The following is a 26439-nucleotide window of genomic DNA, read 5'->3' on the forward strand; positions in this document are numbered from 1 at the left end:
CTCGCTTTAGAGCTGCCGCCGTCCAGGCTTCACCCGTCTATCTCAACGCCGGCGCGACAGCGGACGAGGCGGCTTCACCGGTCCGTGAAGCCGCAGCGAATGCACGACATCGTCGATCTGCGGGTCAGTCGGCGTCCGCTGGCGCCGCTTGGCCCGCGCGCAAACCGGAATGAAAGCTCGGGACGCGTCGCACCGACGACGCCACGAGACAGGACTTGGAGGATAGGATGCGCGAAAACACCATCGGCCGGGCCAATGTCGAGGACACCCCCGAGCTCAAGGCCTATTACAAGGATCTCGAAAAGTACGAAGCCGGCGCGCTTTGGACGGTCGCCAACAAGATCGAGCCATGGGCGCCGCAATCGGCCTCCGTTCCCGTGCTCTGGCGCTACAGCGATCTGCGCGAGCACGTGCTGCGTTCGGTCGAGCTGGTCTCGCCGGAGAAGGCGGGACGACGGGTGATCTACCTCAACAATCCCGGCCGCCGCGACGTCTCGGCCGCGGTCGGCTGGCTCTATTCGGGATTGCAGGTGATGCACCCCGGCGAGGTCGCATCGGCCCACGCGCACTCGGCCTCTGCCCTGCGCTTCATCATGGAAGGGGCGGGCGCCTACACCATCGTCGACGGCCACAAGATGACGCTGGGCGCGCGGGATTTCGTGCTGACGCCGAACGGCACCTGGCACGAGCATGGCGTTGAAGCCAACGGCTCGGTCTGCATCTGGCAGGATGGCCTGGACATCCCGCTCGTCAATGCGCTGGAGGCGAACTTTTTCGCGGTCCATCCCAAGGTGCAGCAGGAAGACTCCGGTTATCCCGTGGACGATATGACCAAGACCTGGGGCAATCCCGGTCTGCGGCCGGCGGATTCGAAATGGTCGAAGGGCTATTCCCCCATGTTCAAATACGAATGGGAGCCAACCTACGAGTCCTTGCGGAAATACGCCGCCGCGACCGACGGCTCGCCCTATGACGGCATTCTCATGAACTACGTCAATCCGATCACCGGCGGGCACGTGATGCAGACGATCGGCGCGAGCATGCAACTGCTCCGGCCGGGCGAGAAGACGAAGTCGCATCGGCACACCGGCAGCTTCATCTACCAGGTCGCCAAGGGCCGAGGCTATTCGATCATCGGCGGCAAGCGTTTCGCGTGGGAGGAGCGCGACATCTTCTGCGTTCCCTCCTGGGCCTGGCACGAGCACGGCAATGCGTCGGAGAGCGAGGACGCCTGCCTGTTCTGCTTCAACGACCTGCCTGTCATCGAAGGTCTCGGCTTCTATCGTGAAGAGGCCTATGGCGATAATGCCGGCCACCAGCCAGTGGCTGCCTGACGTACCCTCGCAGAATTCAACCGAAAGAGCCGGATAAAGCTTCATGCGCCTTGTTACCTACACTTTGGGCTCCAGCGGTGCCCGTCTCGGGGTCCTCGTTGACGGATTGGTCGTGGACGTCGAGCACCTCGGTGCGTCGCAAGGCTTTGCATGGCCGAGCGACATGCTGTCGCTCATCGACAACAGCGTGACACTGCTGCCGGCGCTCAGGGAATGCCTGGACAATACCAATGGACGCCTGCCGGCCGGCTCCGCCGTTCCGGTCGAGGACGTCAAGCTGCAGGCGCCGATCCCGCGTCCGCGAAAGAACATCTTCGGCATCGGGCTGAACTACCGCGCGCATGTGGCGGAATCCGCCAAGAGCCTGGATACCGACAAGGACCTGCCGAAGCAGCCGGTCGTCTTCTCCAAGCCGCCGACGTCCGTGATCGGCCCGGGCGCGGCGATCCAGCACAACGCGAAGATGACGCAGCAGCTCGACTGGGAGGTCGAGCTCGCCGTCATCATCGGCAAGACCGCGACGCGCATCGCGACCGAGAAAGCGATGGAGCACGTCTTCGGTTATTCGGTGATGATCGACATTTCCGCGCGCGACAATCGCCGCGCCGGCCAGTGGATCTTTTCCAAGGGCATGGACACCTATGCACCGTTTGGCCCGTGCATCGTCACCGCGGACGAAATTCCCGATCCGCATGACCTGCGGCTGTGGCTGACCAAGAACGGGGTCATGAAGCAGGACTCCAATACCAAATACATGATCTTCGATATCCCGGTGCTGATATCGGACATTTCGTCGGGCATGACGCTCGAGCCGGGCGACATCATTGCGACCGGAACGCCCGAAGGCGTCGGCGCCGGCATGAGCCCGCAGGAATGGCTGTGGCCGGGCGACGTGGTGGAAGCGGGGGTCGACGGCGTCGGTGTCATCAGGCACCCCGTTGTCGCGATCTGATGACGACGTTTTCGTTCGAGCGCGAGCTGAGGTTCGGCGATTGCGATCCCTCGGGCATCGCGTACTTTCCGTCCTATCTGAACATCCTCAACGGCGTCGTCGAAGAGTTCTGGGCGGAAATCGGTTTTCCCTGGCCGGAATTGATCACGGTCCGGAAGATCGGGACGCCCACGGTGCATCTGACTTGCGACTTTTCCCGACCGTCGATGTTCGGCGATCGCCTGACGTTCGGATTGCGCATCGATCGGGTGGGCGGATCGTCGCTCCATCTGGAGCATGTCGTCTCGGGCGCGAATGGCATGCGCTGGCGCGCCCGCCAGGTCCTTGCCGCGACCTCGCTGCTGGATCACCATGCGATCCCGTGGCCCGATGACATTCGCGCCGCGCTCATGGCGCACCTGAGCGTGGGCGAGGGCGCTGAGGCAACGCCGGCATGATCTCGCTCTTCATGACGTTCTCCGATCCTTCAGGTGAACGGGGGATTCGTTCCGACGAGGTTGCCGCCGTCGCTGAGCTGGTCGGATCGATCCCTGGGATGACCGAGGGCCTGCTGTTCACGCCGCTGCAACAGTCGGTCGATCATCCCTACAAAGCCGATGGCTCGGGCCCTGTGCTTGCGCTTCAACTGCGCTTTCCCGACCTGCTCATATGCGAAGCGGCGATGGATCGCGGCGGCGTCTTGGCCAGCTTGGCGACAGGTGCCGGATTGTCAGGCCTCGCCGGATTGTACGTCACGCATCAGGTGATGGTGACGCGGTCATTCCCCGTCGATGTCGCCGAACATCCGGCAGGAACGACAACTCCGTGCAGTTACCTCGTGCACTATCCCGGCCCGGCCGAGGACATGAACGCCTGGAACCTGCATTATCTGGAGCACCACCCGGCGATCATGCGGACCTTCCCTGATGTCCGCCAGATCGAGATCTACACCCGCATCGATTGGGTCGACCGGCTGCCGTCGCAGCGGGTCGAGCACATGCAGCGCAACAAGCTGGTGTTCGACAGCCCGCAATCCCTCGCGCACGCGCTCGGCTCCGACGTGATCAAGCGCATGCGCGCGGACTTCGTGAAATTCCCGCCATTCGCTGGCGGCAACAAGCATTTTCCGATGCTGACGCGGGCCGTGCGGCCCCCGCGAGATCCGAGAGCACGGTGAGATCAAGTTGACGTGCCGCGTAGCGAGGCGCGAACCTCGTCGACGGTGCGCTTCGGGTCCTGGAGGTGAGGGTAGTGCCCGATGCCGGGAAGAAGCGCCAACTCGGCGTCGATCCTTGCGGCGAGATCTATTCCCATCTCCTTCTTGATGTAGAGGTCCTTCTCGCCCCAAACCACCTTCACCGGGGTTTTGAGCCGGGCTAGTTGCGATTCGAAGTGGTCTTGGTCTCGCGTGAAGTGCGAGTAGTAGTGGGAGAACGCGTCTACGGTCGTCATCGCGCCGTGGCTCCATCCGTGGGACATGTCGTCCCTAAACTGCTGCGAAAGTTCGAACTGCGCTTCCTTGGGCAAGCCTCTTGTGAAGATGTTTTCCAGGATCTCGTCGCGGTTGCTGTTCATGTTGGCGCGGACCTGCTCCATGGCAGGCCCCGCCTTCAGATTTTGCAGCTTCTCGGACATGAACTGCGGCCTGTTGAACGGGGCGAAGTCGCCAACGATGATTGTCCTTGCGATATCGGGTTTTTCCACCGCCAGCAGGAGTGCCGGCAGGGCCCCGATGTCCGTTGCGTAAATCGTGAGGCTCGACGTGTCGATGCCTGCTTTCACGATGTACTGATCCAGAACATGCGCGTAGTCCTTCGGCGCATAGGAGAACCTGTCCACCATTGGCCTCGATGAAAGACCGTAACCCGGCCAATCGAAAGCGTGGACTTCGTAGTCGTCGGCGAGGGCCTCGGCAATGTCCTTCCAGGCGTACAGGGTCTCCGGAAAGCCGTGCAGAAAGAGAACGGTCCCCTTCGGTCTCGGGTTACGCAGAACCACTCTTCTGAGCGTGATGTCTTCGTTGATCTCGAAGAAATCGATTGTTGTGTTGTTGATCCGGTATGACATGATCAGCGTCCTTTCGTCCCGTTATCCGATCAGCGTGCAGGCCAAGTTGATCTGGAGTCTGAAAGAAGCTCGGCAGAGAACTTCCCGGCGCCTCCTGGGGCTTACGTCCCGAGTGCTGCCTGTGGCGTGTTCCGAAAGCTGATCGCCATGCGATTGTAGGCGTTCATCAGGCCAATCGCGATCGTGAGGTCCACGAGTTCTCGCTCGTCGAACACGGCGCGGGCGTCCTGATAGGCTTCATCCGGCACGCCGGTATCCGCGACGCGCGTCACCGTTTCGGCCCACGCAAGGGCGGCGCGTTCACGCTCGTCGAAGAGGGCGCCGGCTTCCTTCCACGCCTGCACCAGCGCGATCTTTTCGATCTTCACTCCCTTCTTGAGCAGGTCACGGGTGTGCGTATCGAGGCAGTACGCGCAATTGTTAATCTGGAAAATTCGCAGGTAGACCAGCTCGACCAGCGTAGGGGAAAGGCCGCTCTGCATGACGTAGCCACGGACACCGCCCAGCGCTTTCACGCCTGCCGGTGCAATCTGATTGTAGTCGAGACGCTGACTCATGTTTTGTTCCTTGGTGATGAATTCTGCTCGATGGAGATCATTTCGTGCTCTCTTGGTTTGGGCAGAATGTTCAGATCTATTTGCGTAGCGGCCGGAAGCCTGCGCGAACCTCTTGCGTGAAAAGCTGCGGCTGTTCCCAGGCCGCAAAGTGTCCGCCTTTGTCGACCTTGTTGTAGTGGATGAGCTTGTGGTAGGCCCGCTCGGTCCAACTGCGCGGAGCCTGGTAGATTTCGCCGGGAAAGATGCTCACGGCGGTGGGAATCGAGATGTTGACCGCGTTCAGCGCGCTCATTCCCTTGTTTTCCCAGTAGAAGCGGGCCGCCGAGATCGCGGTGTTCGTCAGCCAGTAGAGCGTGATGTCGTCGAGGACGTCGTCGCGGGTCACGGCGCCGGCTGGATGCCCGTTGACGGTGCGTCCGAGCACGGCCGAAGTGATCGCCGCCGCCGGCTGCGCGTCACCGTCGCCGTGATCGAGAATCCACGCGGCCAGGCCGACCGGCGAATCCGCCAATCCGTAGAGTGTCTGCGGCCGGGTCGCCATCATGGCGGCGTAGGCAAAATGCTTGGCGCGGAAATCCTTCACCTGGTCGAAGGCGTGTTGCTCGTCGGCCGAGAGACCGGAGGGTGCCTCACCGCTCTGCAGCGCCTTGGTGATCTCCGGCGGAATCGTGCCGGGGAAGTTGGTGTGGATGCCCAGCAGTTCCGGCGGCGCCTGCTCAGCCATCGCATTGGAAATGAGGGCGCCGATGTCGCCGCCCTGCGCGACAAAGCGTGCGTAGCCAAGGCGCTTCATCAGCGCGACCCAGGCGCGCGCGACGCGGGCAGGGCCCCAGCCGCTGGTGGTTGGCTTGCCCGAAAACCCGTAACCGGGAACTGACGGGATCACGACATGGAAGGCGTCCGATGCGCTCGCGCCGTACGCCGTGGGATTGGTGAGGGGATCGATGATCTTCAATTGCTCGATGATCGAGCCTGGCCATCCATGCGTGACGATGAGCGGCAGCGCATCTTCGTGCTTCGAACGAACGTGAATGAAATGAATGTCCAGCCCGTCGATCTCTGTGATGAACTGCGGCAGGGCGTTCAGCTTTACCTCGATCTTTCGCCAGTCGTAGTCCGTCGCCCAATAGCGCGCGAGGTCCCGGAGGATCGCAAGCTGCACGCCCTGCGATTCGTCGGCGACTGTTTCCTGCTCCGGCCACCTCGTCGCGTTGATGCGTCTGCGCAGATCGATCAGCGCCTCTTCTGGAACGTCGATCCGGAAGGGGCGGATTTCGTCAGCTGTGGCCGCCGGCGCCGGGTGCGCGGGGAAAAGGCTCGCGGCGGCCGCCGCGGCCATTCCCACCGCGGCGGAACGCAAGAGCTGGCGCCGGTCCGGGTTGATGACTTCAGAAACTGATTGCGCATGCATTGGGACTCTCCCTCACTCTTTCGGTTGGGTGACGTCGCAGCCGCGGCTCAGACCGGGAGCGGCTGGCCGGCCTGCTCACGGGCGATGTAGTCGGCGTACCAGTCCGGCCAGTTCGCATCGTACTGACCGCCGTTCCGCTTCTCGTGCTCGCCGTGTGCCGCGGACGCACGCCGGAGCGCGCTCGCAAGCTCGGTCGAGGAGGTGAATGTCGTGTCTGCTGCCTCGACGCGTCCCGGCAATCGCGTGGTCACCTCCTGGAACAGCCAGCCGTTGCCGTCGGGATCGTGGAACGAAACGTACGAACGATAGCTGCGGTGCGCGGGCTCCGCACCACCAATCCGACGTCGCCCGAACAGATAGGGTTCGTCCGGGCCGGTGTGCACGTCGCCTCCGGCGTGGAAGACCTCGCTGACCTCGACGCCGCGATCGCGCAGATCGTTTCGCGCAGCTTCGATGTCGGAGACGACCAGGTACAGGCCCTGGGCGGAGCCGGGTGCCGCCGCGGTGACGTTCTTGCCGAAAATGACCGAGGAGGGGGAGCCGGGCGGCGTGAACTGGATCACGCGGTAATCATCAGGCCCCGCGAAATCGGCATCGAGCCTCCATCCGAGGTTTGCATAGAACTCCTTGGCACGATCGACGTCGGAAACGGGGATCACGACGACTTCGAGCTTCATGTCGATCGTTGGTGCTCTGGTGGTCTTGTTTGCATTTGTGACTGGCATGGTTCTCTCCTGATTTAGCCCGTATACGATATAATCGGGTGCGAGTCATAAAGTGCCGCCAGGCTCTGATGTCAACCCTTTCGATTTAATCGGATGCGATATATATGCATGCGAGACTTCACATGTCCGTGTCTGAAAGGGCGTCCACAATGAGCCTTACGAACGGTCTCAGAGCCGATTCCAGAGATAATTCAATAGACAATCAGAACCAGGAACCGGCCGCGGGCGACCGGAGCCTCGCTGATTTCCTGTGCTTCGCGATCTATTCGGCCAACCTCGCCTACGGGCGGGCCTACCGGCAGGGCCTCGAGGAGCTCGGCCTGACCTACCCGCAATGGATCGCCATCGTGGCGCTGTGGGAGCAAGATGACCAGACCGTGAGTGAACTCGGCGACAGGATGTTCCTGGAATCCAACACCCTGACGCCGATACTAAAAAAGCTCGAGGCGATGGGCTATTTGCGCCGCGAGCGCGATCCCGCCGACGAGCGGCAGGTGCGCGTCAGCCTCACCGACGCCGGCCGACGCCTGCGCGAGAAGGGCATGCACATGAATCTCGTGAAGTCGAGCGGGCTCAAGCAGGATGATTTCGCGCGGCTGCAGAAAAGCGTCGTCACGCTCCGCGACAATTTGATCAAGGCGACGAAGGACGAGTGACAGGCCCTCTCCCTGTGAATCGGTCAGGGATGTGGACGTCAAGCGGGCAGGGCGTCACCTGCGTCCGAACAGTCCTCCCAGCACGCCGCCGATCAGTCCACCGGGACCGCCCCCACTGTGCTGATGGTGCGCACCCGCGCGACGGCGGGCCGAACGGTCGTCATCGGATTTATCGCTGCCGCTGAAGCTGGCATGCGCCGCCGAGGCGGACTCGGTCAGTAGCGCCTGATGTTGCAGCGGGTTCAGGAAGCCAGTCCTGGGATAGCCGCGTGCCGCCTGCCAGCGCGTGATGACGGCGCGGGTCGACACGTCGAACCGTCCGTTGACCTTGGTGTCGAAACCGAGACCGGTCAGCCGGCGCTGCACGTCGCGACGCTTTCCCTTGTTGAGGCCGATCTGATCTTCGGTTTCCTGAGTTGCCTCACCGGCAACGATCGCCGGATCGATGGATGCGATCAGTTCGCGGTCGGTCGTGCTCGGACCGGCTGCGGCAGCATTTGCACCGAGGAGAACTCCCAAGAAAATTCCCAAGACTGATAACGCGAGGATGAAGACGCGCAATGGCATATCCTTCGCTGATCTTGAGTCTCGCAATGATTTCGCGTTGAACACCTGTATCGGTTCAAATGCACCGCTGTGACACTCGAATTTCGGGTGGTGTCTAAATCAAAGGTCAACTCCGGGTTCCGTCGCTGGCAACTGTTACAGGAGGCACTTGTTCCTTGGCGGGCGTAGCTTGTTACACGGAATTGCGTCGGGACTGCCCGACAGGCGCTTGGCTAACGACCTCGGCACGTTGGGATGCGCACACGCGGTCATCCGTTCTGGCGCACATTTCGGACCCACGTCGACATCGCGGCACTTCCGGAAAGAGTCCAACAGCGGATGCTCGGGATTTGGGCTGCCGCCAAGTCGCGCCTGCTTGCGAGAGTTCGCGGTCAATTTCGTCCGCCGGTTGCACGGATGGTCGATCTGGTATAGTTTTGTGTTAATTCGAGCTTTTGCTTTTTTACCTGTGACTTTTTACTTACCGGATATCGGTAATGATTTACCAGAACGTCGACAGAATTGCTGTCGGTATGCGTTTCAGGATGAGCAAGCTTGGTGCTGCTCGATGCCCGGAGCTTGCTGACCGGAGCGGCATCGTCATTGACGTGAGCCGTCGTACCACGGGCCTCACCGTGCTGTTCGATGGCGCCCGAAGACCAACTTGCCTGCACAGAGATTTCATATCGCCCATCTCGGATGGGGAGGTCGCCGCACCTTCCATCGCTTCAGACGAATGAGGGTCCGTGAAGTTTTCAAAACCGCGCGAATGGTCTAGGCACGACGCGCAGCGATTGACGGCTCTTGCGCGTCAGAAAACCTGCGCCGGAGACATAGCCCGGGAGCTTGATCGCCATGTCACTTCAGTAAGAAAGAAGGCACGCGAACTCGGCTTGCTACTCCCGAAGCGGGCCGTCGTCTCGCAAGTACGTGGGAAGTGAAATCATTCAATGTGGCGCATCGCGCGCCACCGCCGGGATGATGGCATCATGCCCCTGTCTTGCCCGACGGGTCAAACGATTTCGAAAAATCAGTAGTCACTGCGCCGGGCCATCAAGCCATTGATATGGCTGTCCCCGGCTACTGTGCATGGGGTTGTTTTTCGACTTTTTGTTGTGCGGCCTGCAAGAGCCGGTCCTAGTGCCCGCCGAGATAGGCCGTGATCAGCCGGGGATCATGGATGAGATCCTTGGCGGGGCCTGACTGCACCACCTCGCCGGTCTCGAGCACGTAGCCGTAGTCGGCCGTCTCGAGCGCGGCGCGGGCGTTCTGCTCGACCAGCAGGATCGACACGCCGAGATCGCGTAGCGAGGCGATGGTGCGAAAGATCTCGCGCACGATCAGCGGCGCGAGGCCGAGGCTGGGTTCGTCTAGCATGAGAAGCTTCGGCTTGGCCATCAGTGCACGGCCGAGCGCGAGCATCTGGCGCTCGCCGCCGGAGAGTGTGCCGGCGGCCTGGCGCTGCCGCTCCTTCAGCCGGGGGAAGCGATCATAGACCTCGTCCAGCGTCTTCTGGACGCCCGAGCGGTCGCGCAGGCTGTAGGAGCCGAGCAGGAGATTGTCGGCGACCGACATGTCGGAGAACAGCTCGCGCTTTTCCGGGACGAGGCACAGCCGGCGCTCGACGCGGTCCTCGACGGACATCCTCCCGATATCGTTGCCCTGAAACACCAGGCGGCCGCGCGATGCGAGCAGCCCGATGGCGGCCATCAGCAGCGTGGTCTTGCCGGCGCCATTCGGGCCGATGACGGTGACGATCTGCCCTTCCTCGACCGACAGCGAGACGTTGCGGACCGCTTCGACATTGTCGTAGCAGACGGTCACGTCGGTCATCGAAAACATCTCGCTCACGCGACGCCTCCAAGATAGGCCTCTTGAACCCGCTCGTCGCTGCGGATCGCCGCTGGAGCGCCTTCGCAGAGCTTTGAGCCGAAATCGAGCACCACGATGCGGTCGACCAGCGACATCACGAACTCCATGTCGTGTTCGACGATCAGGATGGTCAGGTGGTCCGACCGCAGCGACCTGAGCAGCTCCGCAAGCCGCAGCTTCTCCTGGCGGCGAAGGCCGGCCGCCGGCTCGTCCAGCACCAGCAGCGCCGGGTCCGCGGCGAGCGCACGGGCGATCTCCAGGATGCGCTGATTGCCGAGCGGCAGATTGCCCGCGAGCTCGAACGGTTTTTCGCCGAGCCCGACGCGCTCGAGCTGCATCAGGGCCTCGTGCCGCGCGCTGGCCTCCTCGCGCTGGTTGAGGCGGAAGGCGCTGGCGAACAGGCCGGTGCTGGTGCGGGCGTAGGTGCCGAGCATGACGTTTTCGAGCAGGCTCATGCGCGGCCGCAGCTTCACATGCTGGAAGGTCCGCGCGATCCCGGCCTTGGCGATGCGGGATTGCGCGTCGCGCGTGATGGGGCGTCCCGCAAAGACGATCTCGCCCTTGTTGACCCGCAGCGCGCCGGTCAGGCAGTTGAACATCGTGCTCTTGCCGGCGCCGTTCGGGCCGATGACGGCGAGGATCTCGCCGGACCGCACCTCGAAGCTGACATTGTTGACGGCGACGAGGCCGCCGAACCGCCGCTCGGCACCATCGACCTTCAGAAGCAGTTCGCCCGGGGTCGGCTGCGCGCGGCGGGGCAGGGGCGGCGCCGGCAGCGGCCGATCGCGCCGGACCTTCGGCAGAAAGCGCGCAACGAACGGCACGATGCCCTGCCGCGCCCATTGCAGGAACAGGATGAACAATGCGGAGAAGGCGACGATCTCGAGCTGACCGGAAGCGCCCTTGGCGATCAGCGGCAGATAGTCCTGCACGCTGTTCTTGAGCAAGGTGACGACGGCGGCACCGACGACGCCGCCGAGAAGGCTGCCGGCGCCGCCGACCATCGACATCATCAGATATTCGATGCCCATGCCGGCATCGAACGGGCCAGGGCTGATGAAGCGGCTCATATGGGCGTAGAGCCACCCTGAGAGCGAGGCCAGGAAGGCCGCGATCACGAAGGTCACGAGCTTGATCTGGAAGGCGTTGATGCCGAGGCTCTCGACCAGCGTGTTGCCGCCGCGGAGCGCGCGCATGGCGCGGCCGAGCCGGGAGTCCAGCAAATTATATCCGAGCAGCAGGACGGCGGCGACGATGCCCCAGATCAGGAAATAGATCTGCGCGCTCGAGACCAGCGCGATCGATCCGATGCTGATCGGCGGGATCGACGAGATGCCATTGAAGCGGCCGAGCCCCTCGACATTGCCGAACAGGAAGCCGATCGCGAGGCCCCATGCGACGGTCGAGAGCGAGAGGAAATGGCCCTGAAGCCGCAAGGTGACGACGCCGAGGATGGACGCCACCGAGCAGGTCAGCGCCACGCCGAACAGGAGGCCGAGCCACGGGGAGTACCCGTTCAGCGCGGAGACCCAGGCCGTTGCATAGGCCGCGACTCCGACGAACGCCGCCTGTCCGAACGACACGATGCCGCCGACACCGGTGAGCAGGGCAAGGCCAATGGCGACCAGCGAATAGATGCCGATGTAGTTCATCAGCGTGATGCTGAACGGACTGAGCACGAAGGGGGCTACCGCCAGACACACCAGCGCCGCCATTGCCGCAAGCTGAATTTGGAAGCGCGTCATTCCTCGATCTCCTCCTCGGAATGCAGCGAGGCGAGCGATCGCCAGATCAGGATCGGGATCAGAAGCGAGAACACGATGACGTCCTTCAGCGCGCTGCTCTCAAAGGATGCGAAGCTTTCGAGAATACCGACGCCGACGGCGCCGATCGCCGCGCCGGGATAGCTGGTCATGCCGCCGACGATGGCGCCGACGAAGGCCTTGAGGCCGATCAGGAAGCCGGAATCGTAGAACACGGTGTTGACCGGTGCGATCAGGATGCCCGATACGCCGGCCATCAGCGAGCCCAGCAGATAGGCGATCGTGCCGGCGCGGGCGGGCCGTATTCCCATCAGGCGGGAGCCGGTCCGGTTCACGGCGGTGGCACGCAGCGATTTTCCGACCAGCGTGAAGTCGAAGAAGAGAAAGAGCAGGCCACTGAAGACGAGGGCTGCGATCACGATCAGCATGGTCTGGCCCGAGACCAGCACGCCGGCGAACTCGGCCGACAACGACGTCAGCGGTTCGGTCCTGACGCCTTCAGGTCCGAAGAACAGCAGCCCCAGGCCCACCAGCGCGAAATGCAGCGCGACCGAGACCGTCAGGAGCAACAACACCGTTCCGTCCGCGATGGGGCGGAAGACGATCCGATCCAGCAGCGGAGCGATCGGCGTGATCAGCATCAAGGCAAGCACGAGCCTGACGGCGAGCGGAGGATCGGCGCGCATCGTCAGCCAGGCGAGGCCAACCACGGCCACCGGAAGCACGAGGTAGAAGAAGAGCGCGCGCGGCAGCAGCCGGGTCTCGCCGGAGCGTACCAGCGAGATGATCTCGATCAGGGTCGCAAGGCAGGCCAGGATGACCACCAGCGCCCCCGTGCCCGGAAAGCGCTTCGCATCGAGGGCCGCCAGCGTCAGCGCGGTGAACGCGGCGATGTCGCCGAAGGGAATGAAGATGACCCTGGTCACCGTGAAGATGAGGACGGTCCCGATCGCCACCAGCGCATAGACTGCGCCGGTGGCGATCCCGTCGATCGCAAGAATGGCTGCGATGTCACTCGTCATTGAGACGTCGTTCCCCCGTTCTGACTGTCTGCCGCCTTCCGACTACGGCGCGTACTTCCAGGCACCGCCGGTCAGCCGCACCACGACGAGCGCGCGTTCGTCGACGCCGGTCACCGCACCGGGCTTGAAGTTGTAGACGGCATGCACGCCCGGCAGCTCCTTGGTGCTGAGGACCGCGTCCCGCAACGCAGCGCGGAATTCCGCCGTTCCGGGCTTGGCGGTCTTGAGCGCGCGCTCGGCGGCGTTGGCGAAGATCAGCCAGGCGTCGAAGGAGTAGGCGGAGAAGCCGTCCGTGGTCGGGATGTTATGGGTCTTCTGGTAGACGCTGCGGAAATCCAGCGCGATCTTCTTGGCAAAGTGCTCGTCGGGAAGCTGCTCGGCGACGATCACGGGACCCGCGGAGACCTGAATGCCGTCGGCCGCCTTGCCGCCGACGTTGACGAAGTCCGGATTGACCAGCGCGACGGTACCGTAGGTGTTTCCCTTGAAGCCGCGTTCGGCGAGGCTGAGCAGAGGCAGCGCGCCCTGGGTGCCCGAGCCGCCGTCCAGCACGGCGTCCGGCCGCGCCGCAAGCACCTTCAGGGTTTGCGCGGTGACCGAGGTGTCGGTGCGGGCATAGCGCTCGTTGGTCTGGACCTTGATGTCGCCGGCGGCTTCGGCGGCCTTGGCGCCGTTGTAGACGAGGTCGCCCCACGCGTCGGAGAAGCCGATATAGCCGATGTTCTTCATGCCGTCGCGCTTCATGCGGTCGGCGACGATCTTGACGAGGAGTGAAGCCGGCTGCGGCACCGACACCACCCACTGCTCCGGCGTATCAGGCAATTTGGCGATCGGCGAGACCGCGATCATCGGCACCTTCAGCTCGCTCGCCACGGCCGCCATGGCGATGGTCGAGGGGGCCGTCGCGGTGCCGATCAGGAGGTCGACTTTCTCTTCCTCCACCAGCTTGCGCGCATTGCGGGTCGCGGCCGACGGGTCGGAGCCGTCGTCGAGCTGGATCAGGCGAATGGTCTCGCCGTTGATGGTCTTCTTGTATTCATAGGCGGCGTTGATGCCCCGCCCATAGGGGATTCCGATCGACGAGCCGTTGCCGCTGAGCGAGGTGACGAAGCCGATCGTGATGTCGGCCCGCGCAGCCGGGGCTGCGAAGATTCCGGCGACAAGTGCAAGTAGGCTCAGAGTCTTGCGCATTTGCGTTCTCCTCCGTTGATGCTGGATAGGAATGCCTTGATGCCGCCACGCGGGGAGCCCGAACGACGAACGAACCGATTGAAAGCATTGCTGCAGCGCCAAATCCCGGGCGCGGCCGAAGAGAGTTTGCTCGGGCGGGCGTCAGCAGCCATGGCCCTGGTTGCCGTTCGAACAACGAGCCCATCGGCGAATGCGGGCGGGCCTTTTCTGAAGCAATGAAAGGTCGTTGGCCCTGCCGCGATGCGCGACCGGCGGTGCTGCTGCTGCCGGCTGTTCGAGCACGGCGACTGTCCACACGATCGAGTCTCTCAAAATCGGTGCCCTGCAACATCATTGTCATGGCCACCGGTCCCTGACCGGCGAGGAATTACTTAAAGCCTAAAGTATTATCGGTGGGGCCGTCAACACGTGTCACGGTGCTGTCAGAAAAAAATGTCGTTGCATACAATTTCGCCAGAGCGCGGCGCTTCTTTGCCATTCGATTGGACGAAAAGGCCGTGCCTGCCTTGCCGTGGCGGTGGCCGTCGCCAGCGCCGCGGCGTGCATTTGACGCGTGAATTAGTTTATGATTGAAATATATTCATCGGCAGCCGACGACCGATCCTCCGATCACCGCTTGAGGAGAAGGACGATGCGCATCTTCTGGCAGAGCTTCGTTGATGCGAGCGTGAACGCGCCCTACATGGCGCGGCTGTCGGAGTACCTCAACAACATCGCCGCATCCGGCACGACGGTTCATGTCGAGGGCATTTCGCCGCCGGACCGCGAGTTCGGACGGCTTGCGGAATTGCGCTGCGCCGTCCAGGCGATCGACAACGGCATCGCGGCCGAGGAGGGCGGGTTCGACGCCTTCGTCATGGGGCACTTCCAGGATCCGGGTCTCTACGAGCTGCGCTCGACGCTCGACATTCCCGTGATCGGGACCGGCGAGGCGACGTTGCTGGCGGCCTCGCAGCTCGGCCGGCGATTAGGCCTTGTGACGCTCGATCCTGTCTTCGAGGTCTGGCATTACGAGCAGGCCGAGCGCTACGGCCTCGGCGATCGCGTGGTCCACGTGACGGGCCTTGGCTGCAAGCCGGCGGATTTCGCCGATGCGTTCGCCGGAGATCAGGCCGCGCAAGCCCGCATGATCGAGGATTTTGTCGCCTGCGCACGTCCGCTGGTCGAGCGCGGCGCCGACGTCGTGATCCCCGCCGGTGTGCTGCCGGGCCTCCTGATCGGCAGGGAGCATGGCCTGAAGGTCGGCCACGCGCCCGTGGTCAACTGCGCGGCCGTGGCCCTGAAGAGTGCGGAGATGTGGGTGCAGCTCCGGAAGCTCAATGGCACCGAGCCCAGCCGCGGGCCGAGCTTCAAGCGGGCCAGCGCACAGGCGCGCGACGATTTTCGCGCACTTCTCGCCCGCAACAGCCGCCAGTCCCGGTGAACCAGCCTTGGAGAACCAGCCATGATGACTCCCGAAAAGATCCTGTACGAGACCGAGGTGACGGCGACCGGAGGTCGGGATGGCAAGGCCGCCAGCACTGACGATCGGCTGTCGGTCTTGCTGTCCGTGCCGAAATCGCTGGGCGGCCCCGGCGGCGAGGGCACCAATCCCGAGCAGCTCTTTGCGGCCGGCTATGCCGCGTGCTTTCTCGGTGCGGTCAAGCTGGTCGCGCGCACCCGCAAGGTCGCGCCATCCGCCGAGCCCTCGGTGACCGCGAAGGTTGCAATGGGGCCGGTCCCCGTCGGATATGCGCTCGCCGTTGAACTGAAAGTCAACCTGCCGGGTGTCGAGAAATCTGTGGCCGAAGAGGTCGTCGCCGGCGCGCACGAGCGTTGCCCCTATTCGAACGCAACCCGCGGCAATATTGCCGTGAAACTGACGGTGGTCTCAGGCGGATGAACGAGGCGGGCGCTCGGTGACCAATTCCTTACGCACACCGTACGACGGCGTCGTGATTGCGGCTCCCGTCACGATTCCCTATGTGCGCTACTCCATCGAAAGCGCGCAGTGGTGGATCGGCCGTGCGCTCAGCGCGCTCGTCGCGCAGGCCGGCATCAAAGCCTCCGACATCGACGGTCTGTGCGTCTCCAGCTTCACCATGGGGACTGACAGCGGGATCGGATTGACGCAGCATTTCGGGCTTTGCGTGCGATGGCTGGATACGATCCCGCTCGGCGGCGCCAGCGCCGTCGCAGGATTGCGAAAGGCGGCGCGTGCGGTTCAGGCTCATGACGCCGACATCGTGGCGTGCGTGGCGGGTGACACCAACCACGTCGATTCCTTCCGGCTGACGCTCGAGAACTTCTCGCGCTTCAACCAGGATGCCGTCTATCCCTATGGCGCGGGCGGCGCCAATGCGAGCTTCGCGCTGATCGCGCGCAACTATATGCGCACCTTCGGCGTCACGCGGGAGGATGTCGGCAGGATCGCGGTCGCCCAGCGCGCCAATGCGCTGCGCAACCCGCACGCATTGATGAAGGCACCGTTGACGCTCGAACAGTATCTCGCGGCCCGACCGATCTCCGATCCCATCCATCTGTTCGACTGCGTGATGCCCTGCGCCGGCGCGGAAGCGTTCCTCGTCATGCGCGAAGATACCGCGGCGTCGCTCGGGCTGCCTGTGGCGCGACTGCTGTCGACGATCGAGCGGCACAATGCCTTCGCCGACGATCCGATGCAGGTGCGCGGCGGCTGGGCGATGGACATCGGCGAACTCTATGCGATGGCCGGCGTGAAGCCTGATGATCTCGATGTCGTGCAGACCTATGACGACTATCCCGTCATCACGATGATGCAGTTCGAGGATCTCGGCTTCTGCAAGAAGGGGGAGGGGGCCGAGTTCGTGCGCCAGCACGATCTCACCATCGATGGCGACTTTCCGCACAACACCTCGGGCGGACAACTCTCGGCCGGGCAGGCCGGCGCGGCCGGCGCCTATCTCGGCCTCGTCGAAGGGCTGCGGCAGGTTCTGGGGACTGCAGGCTCCACCCAGGTCAGGAATGCGAACCTCGCCTTGGCCTCGGGGTTCGGTATGATCAATTACGACCGCGGTCTCGCCTCGGGCGCCGCGATCTTTGCAGGGCCGTCGCGATGATAGAGCCGATCGAGCCGCCCCGGCGCAAGAACCCGCTGCTGCGGACGCGGCTGCCTGCTTCGCCACCGCGACCGCGCAGCAGGACGTCGCATGGGTTCACGCGGGCCGCCGCCGAAGGCCGCTTCATGCTGCAGCAGTGTGATGCCTGCGGTGCCTTCGCCTATCCCGCGCGGGAGGCTTGTCCGTCTTGCCTGTCGGCCAACCTCGCGTTCGCCGATGCGCCACGACGAGGCGTCCTTCTCGCGGAAACGACGGCACGCGTGCCGAGCGACGTCTATTTCCGTGAACGGGCGCCCTGGCGCATCGGCCTCGTCAAGATGGACTGCGGTCCGACGATCGTCGCACATCTCCATGCCGACGCCGCGGAGGGCGCGCCCGTCCGCATGTCGTTTCAACTCGACAAGAGCGGCCAGGCGGTGGCTTTTGCCCATCCCGAGGGGGAGACTCCCAACATGGCAGACGACAAGCAGTGGCGGGAAATGACGGCCGATCCGAAATTCCGGCGCGTGCTCGTGACCAACGGCCGCAGCGTGATCGGCCAGGAAGCCGTCGCCGCATTGAAGGCGGCAGGCGCCAAGACGGTCTTTGTCGGTGTTGCCGAACCATGGCGGCCTTTCGCCGGCGAGAATCTGCTGCGCGGTCAGGACGGGATCGAAATCGTGACCCTTGATGCGGCCGACGAGAAATCCGCAGCTGATCTCGCCGCCGACATCGGCGGCAAGGTCGATATCCTCGTCAACACGACGGAATATGTGCGGCCGGGCGGCCTGCTCGACCGCAGGGGCACGAGCATCGCACGGGACGAGATCGATCAGGCCTATCTCGGCTTCATCAACCTCGCGCAGGCCTTTGGCCCCGGCATGCGGATGCGGGGAGCCGATGGCATCAATAACAGCGCCGCGTGGGTCAACATTCTCTCGGTCTATGCGCTGGCGAACTGGCCTGCCTTTGGCGCCTACTCGGCCTCGCAAGCGGCGTGCCTGTCGCTCTCGCACTGCCTTCGTGCCGAGCTCAGGCCCGGCGGCGTCAAGGTGATGAATCTGTTCACCGGGCCTGTCGACACCGAATGGTTCCAGACCGTGCCGCCGCCGAAGGTCGCGCCGCGCGCCATCGCGCAGGCGATCGTATCGGGGCTGAGAGGCGGGCTCGAGGAGATGTATGTCGGAGATGTCGCCGAAGAGATCCGGCAACGTCTCGCGGCCAATCCGAAAGCGCTCGAGCGCGAGCTCGACAGGTGACATCGAGATTTCAACCAAGCCGGAGGACGTGACGATGCAAAGCAACAATCTCCTGGAGCTGGCGGGTGCGATTTCTTCCGGCGCGGTGCGCGTCGTCGATCTGACTTTCACGCTCAGTCCGGACTTTCCGGTCATCGTGCTGCCGCCGGAGTTCGGCCAGGCGGCGCCGGTCCGCATCCAGGAAATCTCGCGATACGACGGTCGCGGCCCGGCCTGGTACTGGAACAATGTCACGTTCGGCGAACACACCGGCACGCATTTCGATGCGCCGATTCACTGGTTCACCGGCAAGAACCTGCCGAACAATGCCGTCGACACGATGCCGGCCAAGGACATGATCGCGCCGGCCTGCGTCATCGACTGCTCCGCGCAGGCGGCGCAGGATCCCGATTTCCTGCTGACCGTCCCGCTCGTGGAAGCCTGGGAAGCCAAGCACGGCCGGATCCCCGAGCGGAACTGGGTGCTGCTCAGGACCGACTGGTCGAAGAAGGGCTGGCGCGACTACTCCAATCTCAGGGATGACGGCGCGCACACGCCGGGCCCGAACCCTGATGTCATGAAGTGGCTGGTGGAGGAGCGCGGCGTCATCGGATTTGGCACCGAGACCATCGGCACGGATGCAGGGCAGGCCGGCCATTTCGAGCCGCCTTATCCGGCGCATCACTTCCTGCACGGCGCGGGTCGCTACGGCCTGCAATGCCTGTGCAACCTGGATCAGCTTCCCGCCACCGGGGCTGTCATCGTCGCCTCGCCGCTGAAGATCCAGAACGGCTCCGGCAGTCCGCTTCGCGTCATCGCGCTGGTTTCGTTAACCTGAACTGAATCCATGGCGCTTGCCAATCGGAACAAGACATTCTCACGAAGGACAGGTGCCATGAACTTGATCAAGAGTCTGCTGGCCTCCACTGCGTTGCTTCTTGCCGTCCCGCACATTGCGCAAGCCGATATTCTCGTCGGCTTCGTCACCGGTCTCAGCGGGCCGGTGTCGTCGATTGGGATTCCGAACGCGAAGGGGATCGCGGCGGGCCAGGCCTATATCGGCGAGATCGGCGGCGAGAAGATTCGGGTCATCCAGCTCGATGACGGCTCCGATCCGACGTCGTCGGCGCGCAATGCCCGCAAACTCGTCGAGCAGGAAAAAGTCGATGTCCTCATTGGCACGTCCGGTGCGCCCCAGACGCTCGCAATGGCGACTGCGGCTATCGAGATGAAGATTCCGATGATCGCGGTGTCCCCGATCGCGCCGGTGCCGCCGGGCGAGGGCGGTCCCTGGGTCGTGCAGACGCCGCAACCGACGCCGCTGCTGTTGCAGGGCATCGTCGACAACATGAAGGCGAAGGGATTGAAGAGCGTCGCCTTCATCGGCTTCTCCGACGCGTTAGGTGACCTCTTCTACGATTCCCTGGTGCAGGCCGCCAAGTCGGCGGACATCAAGGTGATCGCCAATGAGCGCTACGCGCGTTCGGACTCTTCTGTCACGGCCCAGGTGCTGCGCGCGATCGCCGCGCGTCCCGATGCGATCATGCTGGGTGGAACGGGAACGCCCGGTGCGCTGCCGGTCATCGCGCTGTCCGAGCGCGGCTACAAGGGGCCGCTCTACGGCAATCACGGCATGATCAGTGCCGATTTCCTCCGTCTTGCCGGCAAGGCCGCCAACGGCATCATCTGTCCGACCGGACCGGTGACCGCGGCGGAGCAGCTTCCTGCCAGCAATCCGATTCAGAAGGTTGCGCTGGATTTCCGTGCGGCCTTCGAGAAGGCCAACGGCGAGGCGCCGACGGATTCATTCTCGTCCTATTCCTTCGACGGCTGGCTGGTGTTCGCCGATGCCGCCAAGCGTGCGATGGCAACCGGCGCCAAGCCCGGCTCGCCGGAATTTCGGACCGCGCTTCGTCAGGCGCTGTTCACGACCAAGGAGGTCGTGGGGACGCAGGGCGTCTACACCTACACGCCGGCTGATCGGCATGGCGTCGACGATCGCTCGCGCATCCTGGTCCAGATCGAGGACGGCAAATACAAGCTGTTGCCCTGAGGCGGACGCATGATCGTGGCGGAAAACGAGGGGCCGGCGAACGCCGGCGCAGCGGCCGGACGGGAGAACGCGACGCCGGCCTGGGCGCGCGCGGTGACGTCGTTTCCACCGTCGGAGCGGATCCTTTCCACCATCCTCACGCGGCAGGCGGAACGCTATGGCGATCGCGTCCTGCTGGTCGCGGGCGAGACGCGCTGGACCTTTGCGCAGACCGCGGCGATCGCGGTCGCGGCGGCCCAGGCGCTCGTCGATGCGGGGATCAAGCCGGGCGATCGGGTCGCGCTGATGTGTTCGAACCGTCCGGAGTTTTTACAGGTCTACCTCGGCTGTGCGTGGCTCGGGGCCATCGCGGTCCCGATCAATACAGCGCTCCGCGGCTTCCAGCTCTCCCACATCTTCCGCAACTCGCGTCCCGCGCTCCTTGTCGTCGAGGCTCAGTTCGTTGCCGCGATCGAGAGTGTCGAGGCAGGTGTCGAGCTGCCGCCTCGGACCTGGATCGTCGGAGCTGCCGGCGGGGCGGTCGATGCCGGGCTTTCCGCGTTGCCATTGCCGGCTCTCGGAGCCGCGGCCCCGGCGGGCGCCGTGCGCCCCGGCGACACCGTTGCGATCCTCTACACATCGGGTACCACGGGGCCTGCAAAGGGTGTGTGCTGCCCGCAGGCGCAACTGTTCTGGTGGGGCATCTATTCGGCGCGGGCGCTTGGCGTTCGCGAGGGCGATGTGCTGTTCACGACGCTGCCCTTGTTTCACACCAACGCGCTGAATGCGTTCTACCAGGCGCTCCTGAACGGATGCACCTACGTGCTGGAGCCGAAGTTCTCCGCCTCCGGCTTCTGGGCCGCCGCGCAACGGCACAATGCGACGGTCGGCTATCTGCTCGGTGCGATGGCGTCGATGCTTCTGGCGCAGCCGAAGAATCCGAACGATTCGGCGCATCGTCTTCGCGTTGCGCTTGGCGGCGGCGTGCCGCCGCAAATCCACGCGCCGTTCCTCGAGCGATTTGGCGTGCCGCTGGTCGACGGCTATGGCTCGACCGAGACCAATTTCGTGTTTGCAGGAACGATCCCATCCGATCGTCCAGGGACGATGGGCTATCTCGCCAACGGGATCGAGGCGCGGATCGTCGACGAAAATGATTCAGCGCTTGCTGACGGACAGGCCGGGGAGCTGCTGCTTCGCGCAAAAGAGCCCTTTGCTTTCGCCACCGGCTATTTCGGCATGCCGGAGAAAACGGTCGAGGCGTGGCGAAATCTGTGGTTTCACTCGGGCGATCGGGTCGTCCGGGATGCTGACGGACACTATCGCTTCATTGACCGCATGAAGGATTCGATCCGCAGGCGTGGCGAGAACGTATCTTCGTGGGAGGTCGAGCAGACCATCCAGTCCCATCCCGCGGTCGCCGCTTGCGCGATCTACCCGCTGCCGTCGGAATTGGGAGAGGACGAGGTTGCGGCTGCGATCCTGCTGGAGCCGGGCCAATCGCTGGAGCCCGTCGACATCGTCGGGCATTGCGAAGGGCAGATCGCCTATTTCGCCATCCCGCGCTATGTGCGCATTCTGAGCCAGATGCCGCTGACGGAGAACGGCAAGATCAAGAAGGGCGTGCTGCGTGACGCCGGCGTCACCGCGGATACGTGGGATCGCGAGGCGGCCGGAGTAAGATTGCGACGCTGACCGTCGCGTCCGCTCAGGGTTTTTGCAGCGCGTCCCTGACGGCGCCCTTGAGGTCGTCGAGCTCGCCGATCAATCCGTCGAACCGGTCCGCCGGGAAATCCGCCAGCAGCTCGGCGAGCCATGCGCCGTGGCTCTTGGCCATTCGCCTGAAGGTCTTGCGGCCTTCGACCGTCATACAGACGATCTGCACGCGGCGGTCGAGGTTCGACGCTGTGCGGGTGATGTATCCATCCGCGACCAGGCGGTCCACGATCGGCGTGAGGTTCCCGGCCGAGACCATCAGGCGCTTGGGCAGCTCTCCCAGCACGAGTCCGCTCGGCTCGCGGTCGAGCTGGGCGAGAACATCGAAGCGGGGCATGGTAAAATCGAACTCTTCACGGAACCGGCGCCGCAGCTCCCCCTCGATCAAGGTCGTGCAGGCGAGCAGCCGGAGCCAAACTCGCGTTTGAGCCCTGTACTCGGCCTCCTGATCCGCCCCATTCCTGGCTGAAACAGGCGTGGACTCCTTCGCGAGCGCCAATCGAATCTCCCGGGCTTGGTGGCCTGATGAAAGCTGGTGCAGCTCTCGTGGATGCTCGCAAGATAGTTCGTGCCAAAAGTAAATTCAAGGCTGAGCCTGGGTGCCTCGGATTCGGCTCTGCCGTGTGTCCACTTTGCATTGTATCTCAAGATCGGCGCTGTGGCGCCGGGCGCGTCGCCCAGGCTCCTTGCAGAACCCACCTTGACAAGGCCCATGCCGACAAAATACTTTATGCTTAAAATAATTCGAGCGAGAGCTCAGGCACACGGCGCGGCGCGCGAAAGCGAGGGATCATGCGCATAGTCTGTATCGGCGGCGGCCCGGCGGGTCTCTATCTGGGCCTGCTGATGAAGCGCCGGCATCCGGAGCACGTCATCACGGTCGTCGAGCGCAACAAGCCCTACGATACGTTCGGCTGGGGAGTCGTGTTCTCCGATGCCATGATGACCGCGATGCGCCTTGCCGACCCCGAGAGCGCGACCGAGATCGAGGACGCCTTCAATCACTGGGACGATATCGAGCTCGTCTTCAAGGGCACGCGCCAGCGCACGACCGGCCATGGCTTCATCGGTATCGGGCGCAAGCATCTGCTCAATATTCTTCAGAGGCGCTGCGAGGCGCTGGGTGTCGAGCTCGTCTTCGAGCGCGACGTCGAGTCCGATCTCGAATTTCCCGAGGCCGACCTGATCGTCGCCTGCGACGGCGTCAATTCCAGAATCCGCGCCCGCTATGCCGAGCAATTCCAGCCCGACATGGTGATCCGGCCGAACCGCTACATCTGGCTCGGTACCAAGAAGGCGTTCGACGCCTTCACGTTCGATTTTCAGAGGACCGAGCACGGCTGGTTCCAAGCGCACATCTACAAGTTTGATGCGGAGACCTCGACCTTCATCGTCGAGACCACGGAAGAAGCCTACAACGCCCACGGGCTTGGCGAGCTCGATCAGCAGGCCTCGATCGACTTCTGCGAAAAGATATTCGCCGAGACGCTCGATGGCGCGAAGCTCCTGACCAACGCCCGTCATCTGCGCGGCTCGGCCTGGCTCAATTTCAGCCGCCTGATCTGCGGCAAATGGAGCGTGTTCAATGGCAAGTCTCATGTCGTGCTGATGGGAGACGCCGCGCACACCGCGCATTTCGCGATCGGGTCGGGCACCAAGCTCGCGCTCGACGACGCCATCGAGCTCGCCAATCAGTTCGATCGCCACGGTCACGGCCGCGCCGGCATCGAAACCGTGCTGGAAGCGTATGAGGAGGTGCGCCGCGTCGACGTGGCGCGCATCCAGAACGCGGCGCGCAACGCCATGGAATGGTTTGAGGTGGTCGGCCGGCGCTATGCCGATACGCTCGAGCCGCCGCAATTCTTCTATTCGATGCTGACGCGCTCCCAGCGCATCAGCCACGAAAACCTTCGTTTGCGCGACCGCACCTGGCTGGAAGGTTTTGAGCGCTGGTTCGCCGCGCGCTCGGGCATCGCTGTCAAGGACGGCGAGCGAGTGCTGCCGCCGATGCTGACGCCGCACCGCGTGCGCGGCCTTTCGCTCGCGAACCGCATCATGGTGTCGCCGATGGCGATGTATTCGGCTGAGGACGGGCTCATCAACGACTTCCACATCGCCCATCTCGGCGCGCGCGCCATGGGTGGCGCTGCGCTGATCTTTGCCGAGATGACCTGCGTTTCGCCGGATGCGCGGATCACGCCGGGTTGCCTCGGCCTCTGGAACGATGCGCAAGAGGCGCAGTGGCGCCGACTGGTTGGCCTGATCCACAGCCTGGGACACGCCAAGGTCGGAATCCAGCTCGGCCATGCCGGGCGCAAGGGCGCGACCAGAGTGCCATGGGAAGGGATCGATCAACCCCTTGAATCCGGTGAATGGCCTCTGATCTCCGCGTCGGCCTTGCCGTATCTGCCCCACAGCCAGTTGCCGCGCGCTATGGACCGCAGCGACATGGACCGCGTGCGCGACGATTTCGTCGCGGCGACACATCGTGCGGCGTCGGCCGGCGTCGAGTGGCTCGAGCTCCATTGCGCCCACGGCTATCTGCTGTCGAGCTTCCTGTCGCCGCTGACCAACCGGCGCACGGACGAATACGGCGGCAGCCACGAGAACCGCGCGCGCTTTCCGCTCGAGGTGTTCAAGGCGATGCGCGCGGCGTGGCCGTCCGATCGGCCGATGTCGGTGCGCCTGTCCTGCCATGACTGGACCGAAGGCGGCAACACTCCGGCCGATGCGGCGATCTTCGCCGCGATGTTCAAGGAGGCGGGGGCGGACGTGATCGATTGTTCGTCGGGGCAGGTCTGGAAGGAGGAGCGGCCGATCTATGGACGCCTGTTCCAGACGCCGTTCGCCGACCTGATCCGCAACGAAGTCGGCATCGAGACCATTGCAGTCGGCGCGATCTCCGAGGCCGATCACGCCAACTCGATCCTCGCGGCCGGCCGCGCCGACCTCTGCGCCATTGCGCGGCCGCATCTGGCCGACCCGGCCTGGACGCTGCACGAAGCCGCGCGCATCGGCATCACGTCGGTCAATTGGCCGAAGCAGTATCTGTCCGCCAAGGGGCAATACGAAAGCAATCTGGCGCGCGCCGCGGCAGCTAGCGCGCAGTGAGCGGAGGAGGGATCAGATGAGCGCCGTGGCAAAGGTCATCAAGCGCGACTGGCTGGACTGGCCGTTTTTCGAACCGCGCCATCACACGATCGGCGAGCGGCTCGACCGCTTCGTGCAGTCGGGGGCGCTCGAGACAATCGATCATCGCGATGTCGATGGCGCCTGCCGCAAGCTCGTGCGCGCGATGGGCGAGGCGGGCCTGCTCGATTGCGCGGTCGCGGCGCCCGACGGCGATGCGACGACGATCGATTCCCGCTCGATCTGCCTGTCGCGCGAGTCGCTCGCCTATGCCGACGGCCTTGCCGATTTCGCCTTCGCCATGCAGGGGCTCGGCTCCGGTGCGATCGCGCTCGGCGGTTCGGCCGAGCTGCGCAAGGCCGTGCTGCCGAAGGTTCGCTCCGGCGAATGGCTTGCGGCCTTCGCGCTGTCCGAGAAGGAGGCGGGATCGGATGTCGCGGCGATGTCCTGCGCGGCGCGCGCCGACGGCGACGACTACGTCATCGACGGCGAGAAGACCTGGATCTCCAACGGCGGCATTGCCGACGTCTACACGCTGTTCGCCCGAACGGGCGAGGCGCCGGGCGCCCGCGGCATCTCGGCTTTCGTCGTCTTTCCCGATGATCCTGGTTTCGGTATCGCCGACCGCATCGACGTCATCGCGCCGCATCCGCTGGCGACGTTGCGCTTTGCCAATTGCCGGATCCCGGCGAGCCGTCGCCTCGGCGCGCCGGGCGGCGGGTTCAAGCTGGCGATGCAGACGCTGGACATTTTTCGCGCGTCGGTCGCGGCCGCTGCCCTCGGCTTCGCCCGGCGGGCGCTCGACGAGGCGCTGTCGCACGCGCGCAGCCGACGCATGTTCGGCGCGACGCTGGGAGATCTCCAATTGACCCAGGCCGCGCTCGGCGACATGGCAACCGACACCGACGCTGCCGCGCTCCTGACCTATCGCGCAGCCTGGCGCCGCGATGTCCAGAAGCTTCCGACGACGCGCGAAGCGGCCATGGCGAAGCTGACGGCGACCGAGACCGCGCAGCGCGTCATCGACCGCGCGGTTCAGATGTTCGGCGGACGCGGCGTGCGCAAAGGTGAGGTGGTCGAAAGCCTCTACCGCGAAATCCGGGCGTTGCGCATCTACGAGGGCGCGACCGAGGTTCAGAAACTGATTGTGGCGCGTGATTTACTGAAATCGCGCTGAGACGATAGAGAGAAGC

At 64.1% G+C, this 26439-nt stretch carries 25 protein-coding genes; 15 read left to right on the top strand and 10 right to left on the bottom strand.

The window, feature by feature from the left end; genetic code table 11:
* The first annotated feature begins 227 nt into the window (after positions 1–227).
* The 4 genes from ACE10W_RS13945 to ACE10W_RS13960 are packed head-to-tail and all read left to right on the top strand — an operon-like array spanning position 228 to position 3442.
* Positions 228–1334: a cupin domain-containing protein gene (locus tag ACE10W_RS13945; RefSeq protein WP_304552221.1), complete on the top strand. Its 1107-nt coding sequence runs from the start codon at positions 228–230 to the stop codon at positions 1332–1334.
* Between the two features lie 43 nt (positions 1335–1377).
* A complete protein-coding gene (locus ACE10W_RS13950) occupies positions 1378–2286 on the top strand; it encodes a fumarylacetoacetate hydrolase family protein (RefSeq protein ID WP_011086197.1) in 909 nt (302 codons plus the stop codon).
* A complete protein-coding gene (locus ACE10W_RS13955) occupies positions 2286–2723 on the top strand; it encodes a thioesterase family protein (protein ID WP_304552224.1) in 438 nt (145 codons plus the stop codon). The genes ACE10W_RS13950 and ACE10W_RS13955 overlap by 1 nt, the downstream gene beginning before the upstream one ends.
* The gene (locus tag ACE10W_RS13960) at positions 2720–3442 is read left to right on the top strand and encodes a hypothetical protein (protein WP_304552226.1); all 723 of its coding nucleotides are present in this window, start codon (positions 2720–2722) and stop codon (positions 3440–3442) included. The genes ACE10W_RS13955 and ACE10W_RS13960 overlap by 4 nt, the downstream gene beginning before the upstream one ends.
* 2 nt (positions 3443–3444) lie before the next feature.
* Here ACE10W_RS13960 and ACE10W_RS13965 read toward each other — a convergent pair whose 3' ends face one another.
* The 4 genes from ACE10W_RS13965 to ACE10W_RS13980 form a co-directional block, all read right to left on the bottom strand.
* Complete coding sequence (locus ACE10W_RS13965) at positions 3445–4332, bottom strand: alpha/beta fold hydrolase (protein WP_304552227.1); 888 nt, start codon at positions 4330–4332, stop codon at positions 3445–3447.
* Between the two features lie 101 nt (positions 4333–4433).
* Positions 4434–4889: a carboxymuconolactone decarboxylase family protein gene (locus ACE10W_RS13970; protein ID WP_304552230.1), complete on the bottom strand. Its 456-nt coding sequence runs from the start codon at positions 4887–4889 to the stop codon at positions 4434–4436.
* Between the two features lie 76 nt (positions 4890–4965).
* On the bottom strand, positions 4966–6300 hold the full coding sequence (locus ACE10W_RS13975) for an epoxide hydrolase family protein (RefSeq protein WP_304552232.1): 1335 nt from the start codon (positions 6298–6300) through the stop codon (positions 4966–4968).
* A gap of 47 nt (positions 6301–6347) precedes the next feature.
* On the bottom strand, positions 6348–7025 hold the full coding sequence (locus ACE10W_RS13980) for a VOC family protein (RefSeq protein ID WP_028172004.1): 678 nt from the start codon (positions 7023–7025) through the stop codon (positions 6348–6350).
* A 149-nt stretch (positions 7026–7174) separates the two neighbouring features.
* Between ACE10W_RS13980 and ACE10W_RS13985 the strand changes: the two genes are divergently transcribed.
* On the top strand, positions 7175–7681 hold the full coding sequence (locus tag ACE10W_RS13985) for a MarR family winged helix-turn-helix transcriptional regulator (protein WP_231166677.1): 507 nt from the start codon (positions 7175–7177) through the stop codon (positions 7679–7681).
* Positions 7682–7735: 54 nt separating this feature from the next.
* Here ACE10W_RS13985 and ACE10W_RS13990 read toward each other — a convergent pair whose 3' ends face one another.
* Positions 7736–8242: a peptidoglycan-binding domain-containing protein gene (locus tag ACE10W_RS13990; protein ID WP_304552235.1), complete on the bottom strand. Its 507-nt coding sequence runs from the start codon at positions 8240–8242 to the stop codon at positions 7736–7738.
* 482 nt (positions 8243–8724) lie between these two features.
* Here ACE10W_RS13990 and ACE10W_RS13995 point away from each other — a divergent pair, with 482 nt between their 5' ends.
* Positions 8725–8967: a hypothetical protein gene (locus tag ACE10W_RS13995; RefSeq protein WP_028172001.1), complete on the top strand. Its 243-nt coding sequence runs from the start codon at positions 8725–8727 to the stop codon at positions 8965–8967.
* A gap of 397 nt (positions 8968–9364) precedes the next feature.
* Here ACE10W_RS13995 and ACE10W_RS14000 read toward each other — a convergent pair whose 3' ends face one another.
* The 4 genes from ACE10W_RS14000 to ACE10W_RS14015 are packed head-to-tail and all read right to left on the bottom strand — an operon-like array spanning position 9365 to position 14075.
* Positions 9365–10078, bottom strand: coding sequence for an ABC transporter ATP-binding protein (locus ACE10W_RS14000; RefSeq protein WP_011086207.1), 714 nt, complete (start codon positions 10076–10078; stop codon positions 9365–9367).
* Positions 10075–11844: an ATP-binding cassette domain-containing protein gene (locus tag ACE10W_RS14005; protein ID WP_011086208.1), complete on the bottom strand. Its 1770-nt coding sequence runs from the start codon at positions 11842–11844 to the stop codon at positions 10075–10077. The genes ACE10W_RS14000 and ACE10W_RS14005 overlap by 4 nt, the downstream gene beginning before the upstream one ends.
* Positions 11841–12884, bottom strand: coding sequence for a branched-chain amino acid ABC transporter permease (locus ACE10W_RS14010; protein ID WP_028172000.1), 1044 nt, complete (start codon positions 12882–12884; stop codon positions 11841–11843). Before ACE10W_RS14010 ends, ACE10W_RS14005 begins: the two co-directional genes overlap by 4 nt.
* A 42-nt stretch (positions 12885–12926) precedes the next feature.
* A complete protein-coding gene (locus ACE10W_RS14015; protein WP_304552239.1) occupies positions 12927–14075 on the bottom strand; it encodes an ABC transporter substrate-binding protein in 1149 nt (382 codons plus the stop codon).
* A 631-nt stretch (positions 14076–14706) separates the two neighbouring features.
* On the opposite strand from ACE10W_RS14015, the gene ACE10W_RS14020 reads away from it, so the two are divergent.
* From ACE10W_RS14020 to ACE10W_RS14050, 7 genes are all read left to right on the top strand, one after another.
* Positions 14707–15498 carry an aspartate/glutamate racemase family protein gene (locus ACE10W_RS14020; protein WP_038965978.1) on the top strand — a complete coding sequence of 264 codons (792 nt, stop codon included), beginning with the start codon at positions 14707–14709 and terminating at the stop codon, positions 15496–15498.
* Between the two features lie 21 nt (positions 15499–15519).
* A complete protein-coding gene (locus tag ACE10W_RS14025; RefSeq protein ID WP_060911388.1) occupies positions 15520–15957 on the top strand; it encodes an organic hydroperoxide resistance protein in 438 nt (145 codons plus the stop codon).
* A 16-nt stretch (positions 15958–15973) separates the two neighbouring features.
* On the top strand, positions 15974–17152 hold the full coding sequence (locus ACE10W_RS14030) for a thiolase family protein (RefSeq protein WP_304552241.1): 1179 nt from the start codon (positions 15974–15976) through the stop codon (positions 17150–17152).
* A gap of 125 nt (positions 17153–17277) precedes the next feature.
* Positions 17278–18390: an SDR family NAD(P)-dependent oxidoreductase gene (locus ACE10W_RS14035; RefSeq protein ID WP_369525320.1), complete on the top strand. Its 1113-nt coding sequence runs from the start codon at positions 17278–17280 to the stop codon at positions 18388–18390.
* Positions 18391–18424: 34 nt separating this feature from the next.
* Positions 18425–19207, top strand: a complete 783-nt coding sequence (locus tag ACE10W_RS14040; RefSeq protein WP_304552245.1) for a cyclase family protein — start codon at positions 18425–18427, stop codon at positions 19205–19207.
* Positions 19208–19264: 57 nt separating this feature from the next.
* The gene (locus ACE10W_RS14045; protein ID WP_028171993.1) at positions 19265–20422 is read left to right on the top strand and encodes an ABC transporter substrate-binding protein; all 1158 of its coding nucleotides are present in this window, start codon (positions 19265–19267) and stop codon (positions 20420–20422) included.
* Positions 20423–20431: 9 nt separating this feature from the next.
* Positions 20432–22096 carry an ATP-dependent acyl-CoA ligase gene (locus tag ACE10W_RS14050; RefSeq protein WP_304552248.1) on the top strand — a complete coding sequence of 555 codons (1665 nt, stop codon included), beginning with the start codon at positions 20432–20434 and terminating at the stop codon, positions 22094–22096.
* Between the two features lie 13 nt (positions 22097–22109).
* Here the strand turns inward: ACE10W_RS14050 and ACE10W_RS14055 are convergent, their stop codons facing one another.
* Positions 22110–22616 (bottom strand): MarR family winged helix-turn-helix transcriptional regulator, encoded by a 507-nt coding sequence (locus ACE10W_RS14055; protein ID WP_011086218.1) that lies wholly within the window; start codon positions 22614–22616, stop codon positions 22110–22112.
* A gap of 293 nt (positions 22617–22909) precedes the next feature.
* Here ACE10W_RS14055 and ACE10W_RS14060 point away from each other — a divergent pair, with 293 nt between their 5' ends.
* Positions 22910–25228, top strand: coding sequence for a bifunctional salicylyl-CoA 5-hydroxylase/oxidoreductase (locus tag ACE10W_RS14060; RefSeq protein WP_304552252.1), 2319 nt, complete (start codon positions 22910–22912; stop codon positions 25226–25228).
* Positions 25229–25244: 16 nt separating this feature from the next.
* Positions 25245–26423 carry an acyl-CoA dehydrogenase family protein gene (locus ACE10W_RS14065; RefSeq protein ID WP_271555385.1) on the top strand — a complete coding sequence of 393 codons (1179 nt, stop codon included), beginning with the start codon at positions 25245–25247 and terminating at the stop codon, positions 26421–26423.
* Positions 26424–26439 lie beyond the last annotated feature (16 nt).

The organism is Bradyrhizobium sp. B025, assembly GCF_042257955.1.
Lineage (GTDB): Bacteria > Pseudomonadota > Alphaproteobacteria > Rhizobiales > Xanthobacteraceae > Bradyrhizobium > Bradyrhizobium diazoefficiens.

Bases quoted from the DNA above. Each gene is read 5' to 3' on its own strand.
- ACE10W_RS13995 (WP_028172001.1), top strand. From the start codon at position 8,725: ATGATTTACCAGAACGTCGACAGAATTGCTGTCGGTATGCGTTTCAGG.
- ACE10W_RS14010 (WP_028172000.1), bottom strand. From the start codon at position 12,884: ATGACGAGTGACATCGCAGCCATTCTTGCGATCGACGGGATCGCCACC.
- ACE10W_RS13960 (WP_304552226.1), top strand. From the start codon at position 2,720: ATGATCTCGCTCTTCATGACGTTCTCCGATCCTTCAGGTGAACGGGGG.
- ACE10W_RS14045 (WP_028171993.1), top strand. From the start codon at position 19,265: ATGAACTTGATCAAGAGTCTGCTGGCCTCCACTGCGTTGCTTCTTGCC.
- ACE10W_RS13970 (WP_304552230.1), bottom strand. From the start codon at position 4,889: ATGAGTCAGCGTCTCGACTACAATCAGATTGCACCGGCAGGCGTGAAA.
- ACE10W_RS14040 (WP_304552245.1), top strand. From the start codon at position 18,425: ATGCAAAGCAACAATCTCCTGGAGCTGGCGGGTGCGATTTCTTCCGGC.
- ACE10W_RS13955 (WP_304552224.1), top strand. From the start codon at position 2,286: ATGACGACGTTTTCGTTCGAGCGCGAGCTGAGGTTCGGCGATTGCGAT.
- ACE10W_RS14020 (WP_038965978.1), top strand. From the start codon at position 14,707: ATGCGCATCTTCTGGCAGAGCTTCGTTGATGCGAGCGTGAACGCGCCC.
- ACE10W_RS13950 (WP_011086197.1), top strand. From the start codon at position 1,378: ATGCGCCTTGTTACCTACACTTTGGGCTCCAGCGGTGCCCGTCTCGGG.
- ACE10W_RS14050 (WP_304552248.1), top strand. From the start codon at position 20,432: ATGATCGTGGCGGAAAACGAGGGGCCGGCGAACGCCGGCGCAGCGGCC.
- ACE10W_RS14005 (WP_011086208.1), bottom strand. From the start codon at position 11,844: ATGACGCGCTTCCAAATTCAGCTTGCGGCAATGGCGGCGCTGGTGTGT.
- ACE10W_RS13980 (WP_028172004.1), bottom strand. From the start codon at position 7,025: ATGCCAGTCACAAATGCAAACAAGACCACCAGAGCACCAACGATCGAC.
- ACE10W_RS14065 (WP_271555385.1), top strand. From the start codon at position 25,245: ATGAGCGCCGTGGCAAAGGTCATCAAGCGCGACTGGCTGGACTGGCCG.
- ACE10W_RS13975 (WP_304552232.1), bottom strand. From the start codon at position 6,300: ATGCATGCGCAATCAGTTTCTGAAGTCATCAACCCGGACCGGCGCCAG.
- ACE10W_RS13985 (WP_231166677.1), top strand. From the start codon at position 7,175: ATGAGCCTTACGAACGGTCTCAGAGCCGATTCCAGAGATAATTCAATA.
- ACE10W_RS14015 (WP_304552239.1), bottom strand. From the start codon at position 14,075: ATGCGCAAGACTCTGAGCCTACTTGCACTTGTCGCCGGAATCTTCGCA.
- ACE10W_RS14025 (WP_060911388.1), top strand. From the start codon at position 15,520: ATGATGACTCCCGAAAAGATCCTGTACGAGACCGAGGTGACGGCGACC.
- ACE10W_RS14035 (WP_369525320.1), top strand. From the start codon at position 17,278: ATGCTGCAGCAGTGTGATGCCTGCGGTGCCTTCGCCTATCCCGCGCGG.
- ACE10W_RS14060 (WP_304552252.1), top strand. From the start codon at position 22,910: ATGCGCATAGTCTGTATCGGCGGCGGCCCGGCGGGTCTCTATCTGGGC.
- ACE10W_RS13945 (WP_304552221.1), top strand. From the start codon at position 228: ATGCGCGAAAACACCATCGGCCGGGCCAATGTCGAGGACACCCCCGAG.
- ACE10W_RS13965 (WP_304552227.1), bottom strand. From the start codon at position 4,332: ATGTCATACCGGATCAACAACACAACAATCGATTTCTTCGAGATCAAC.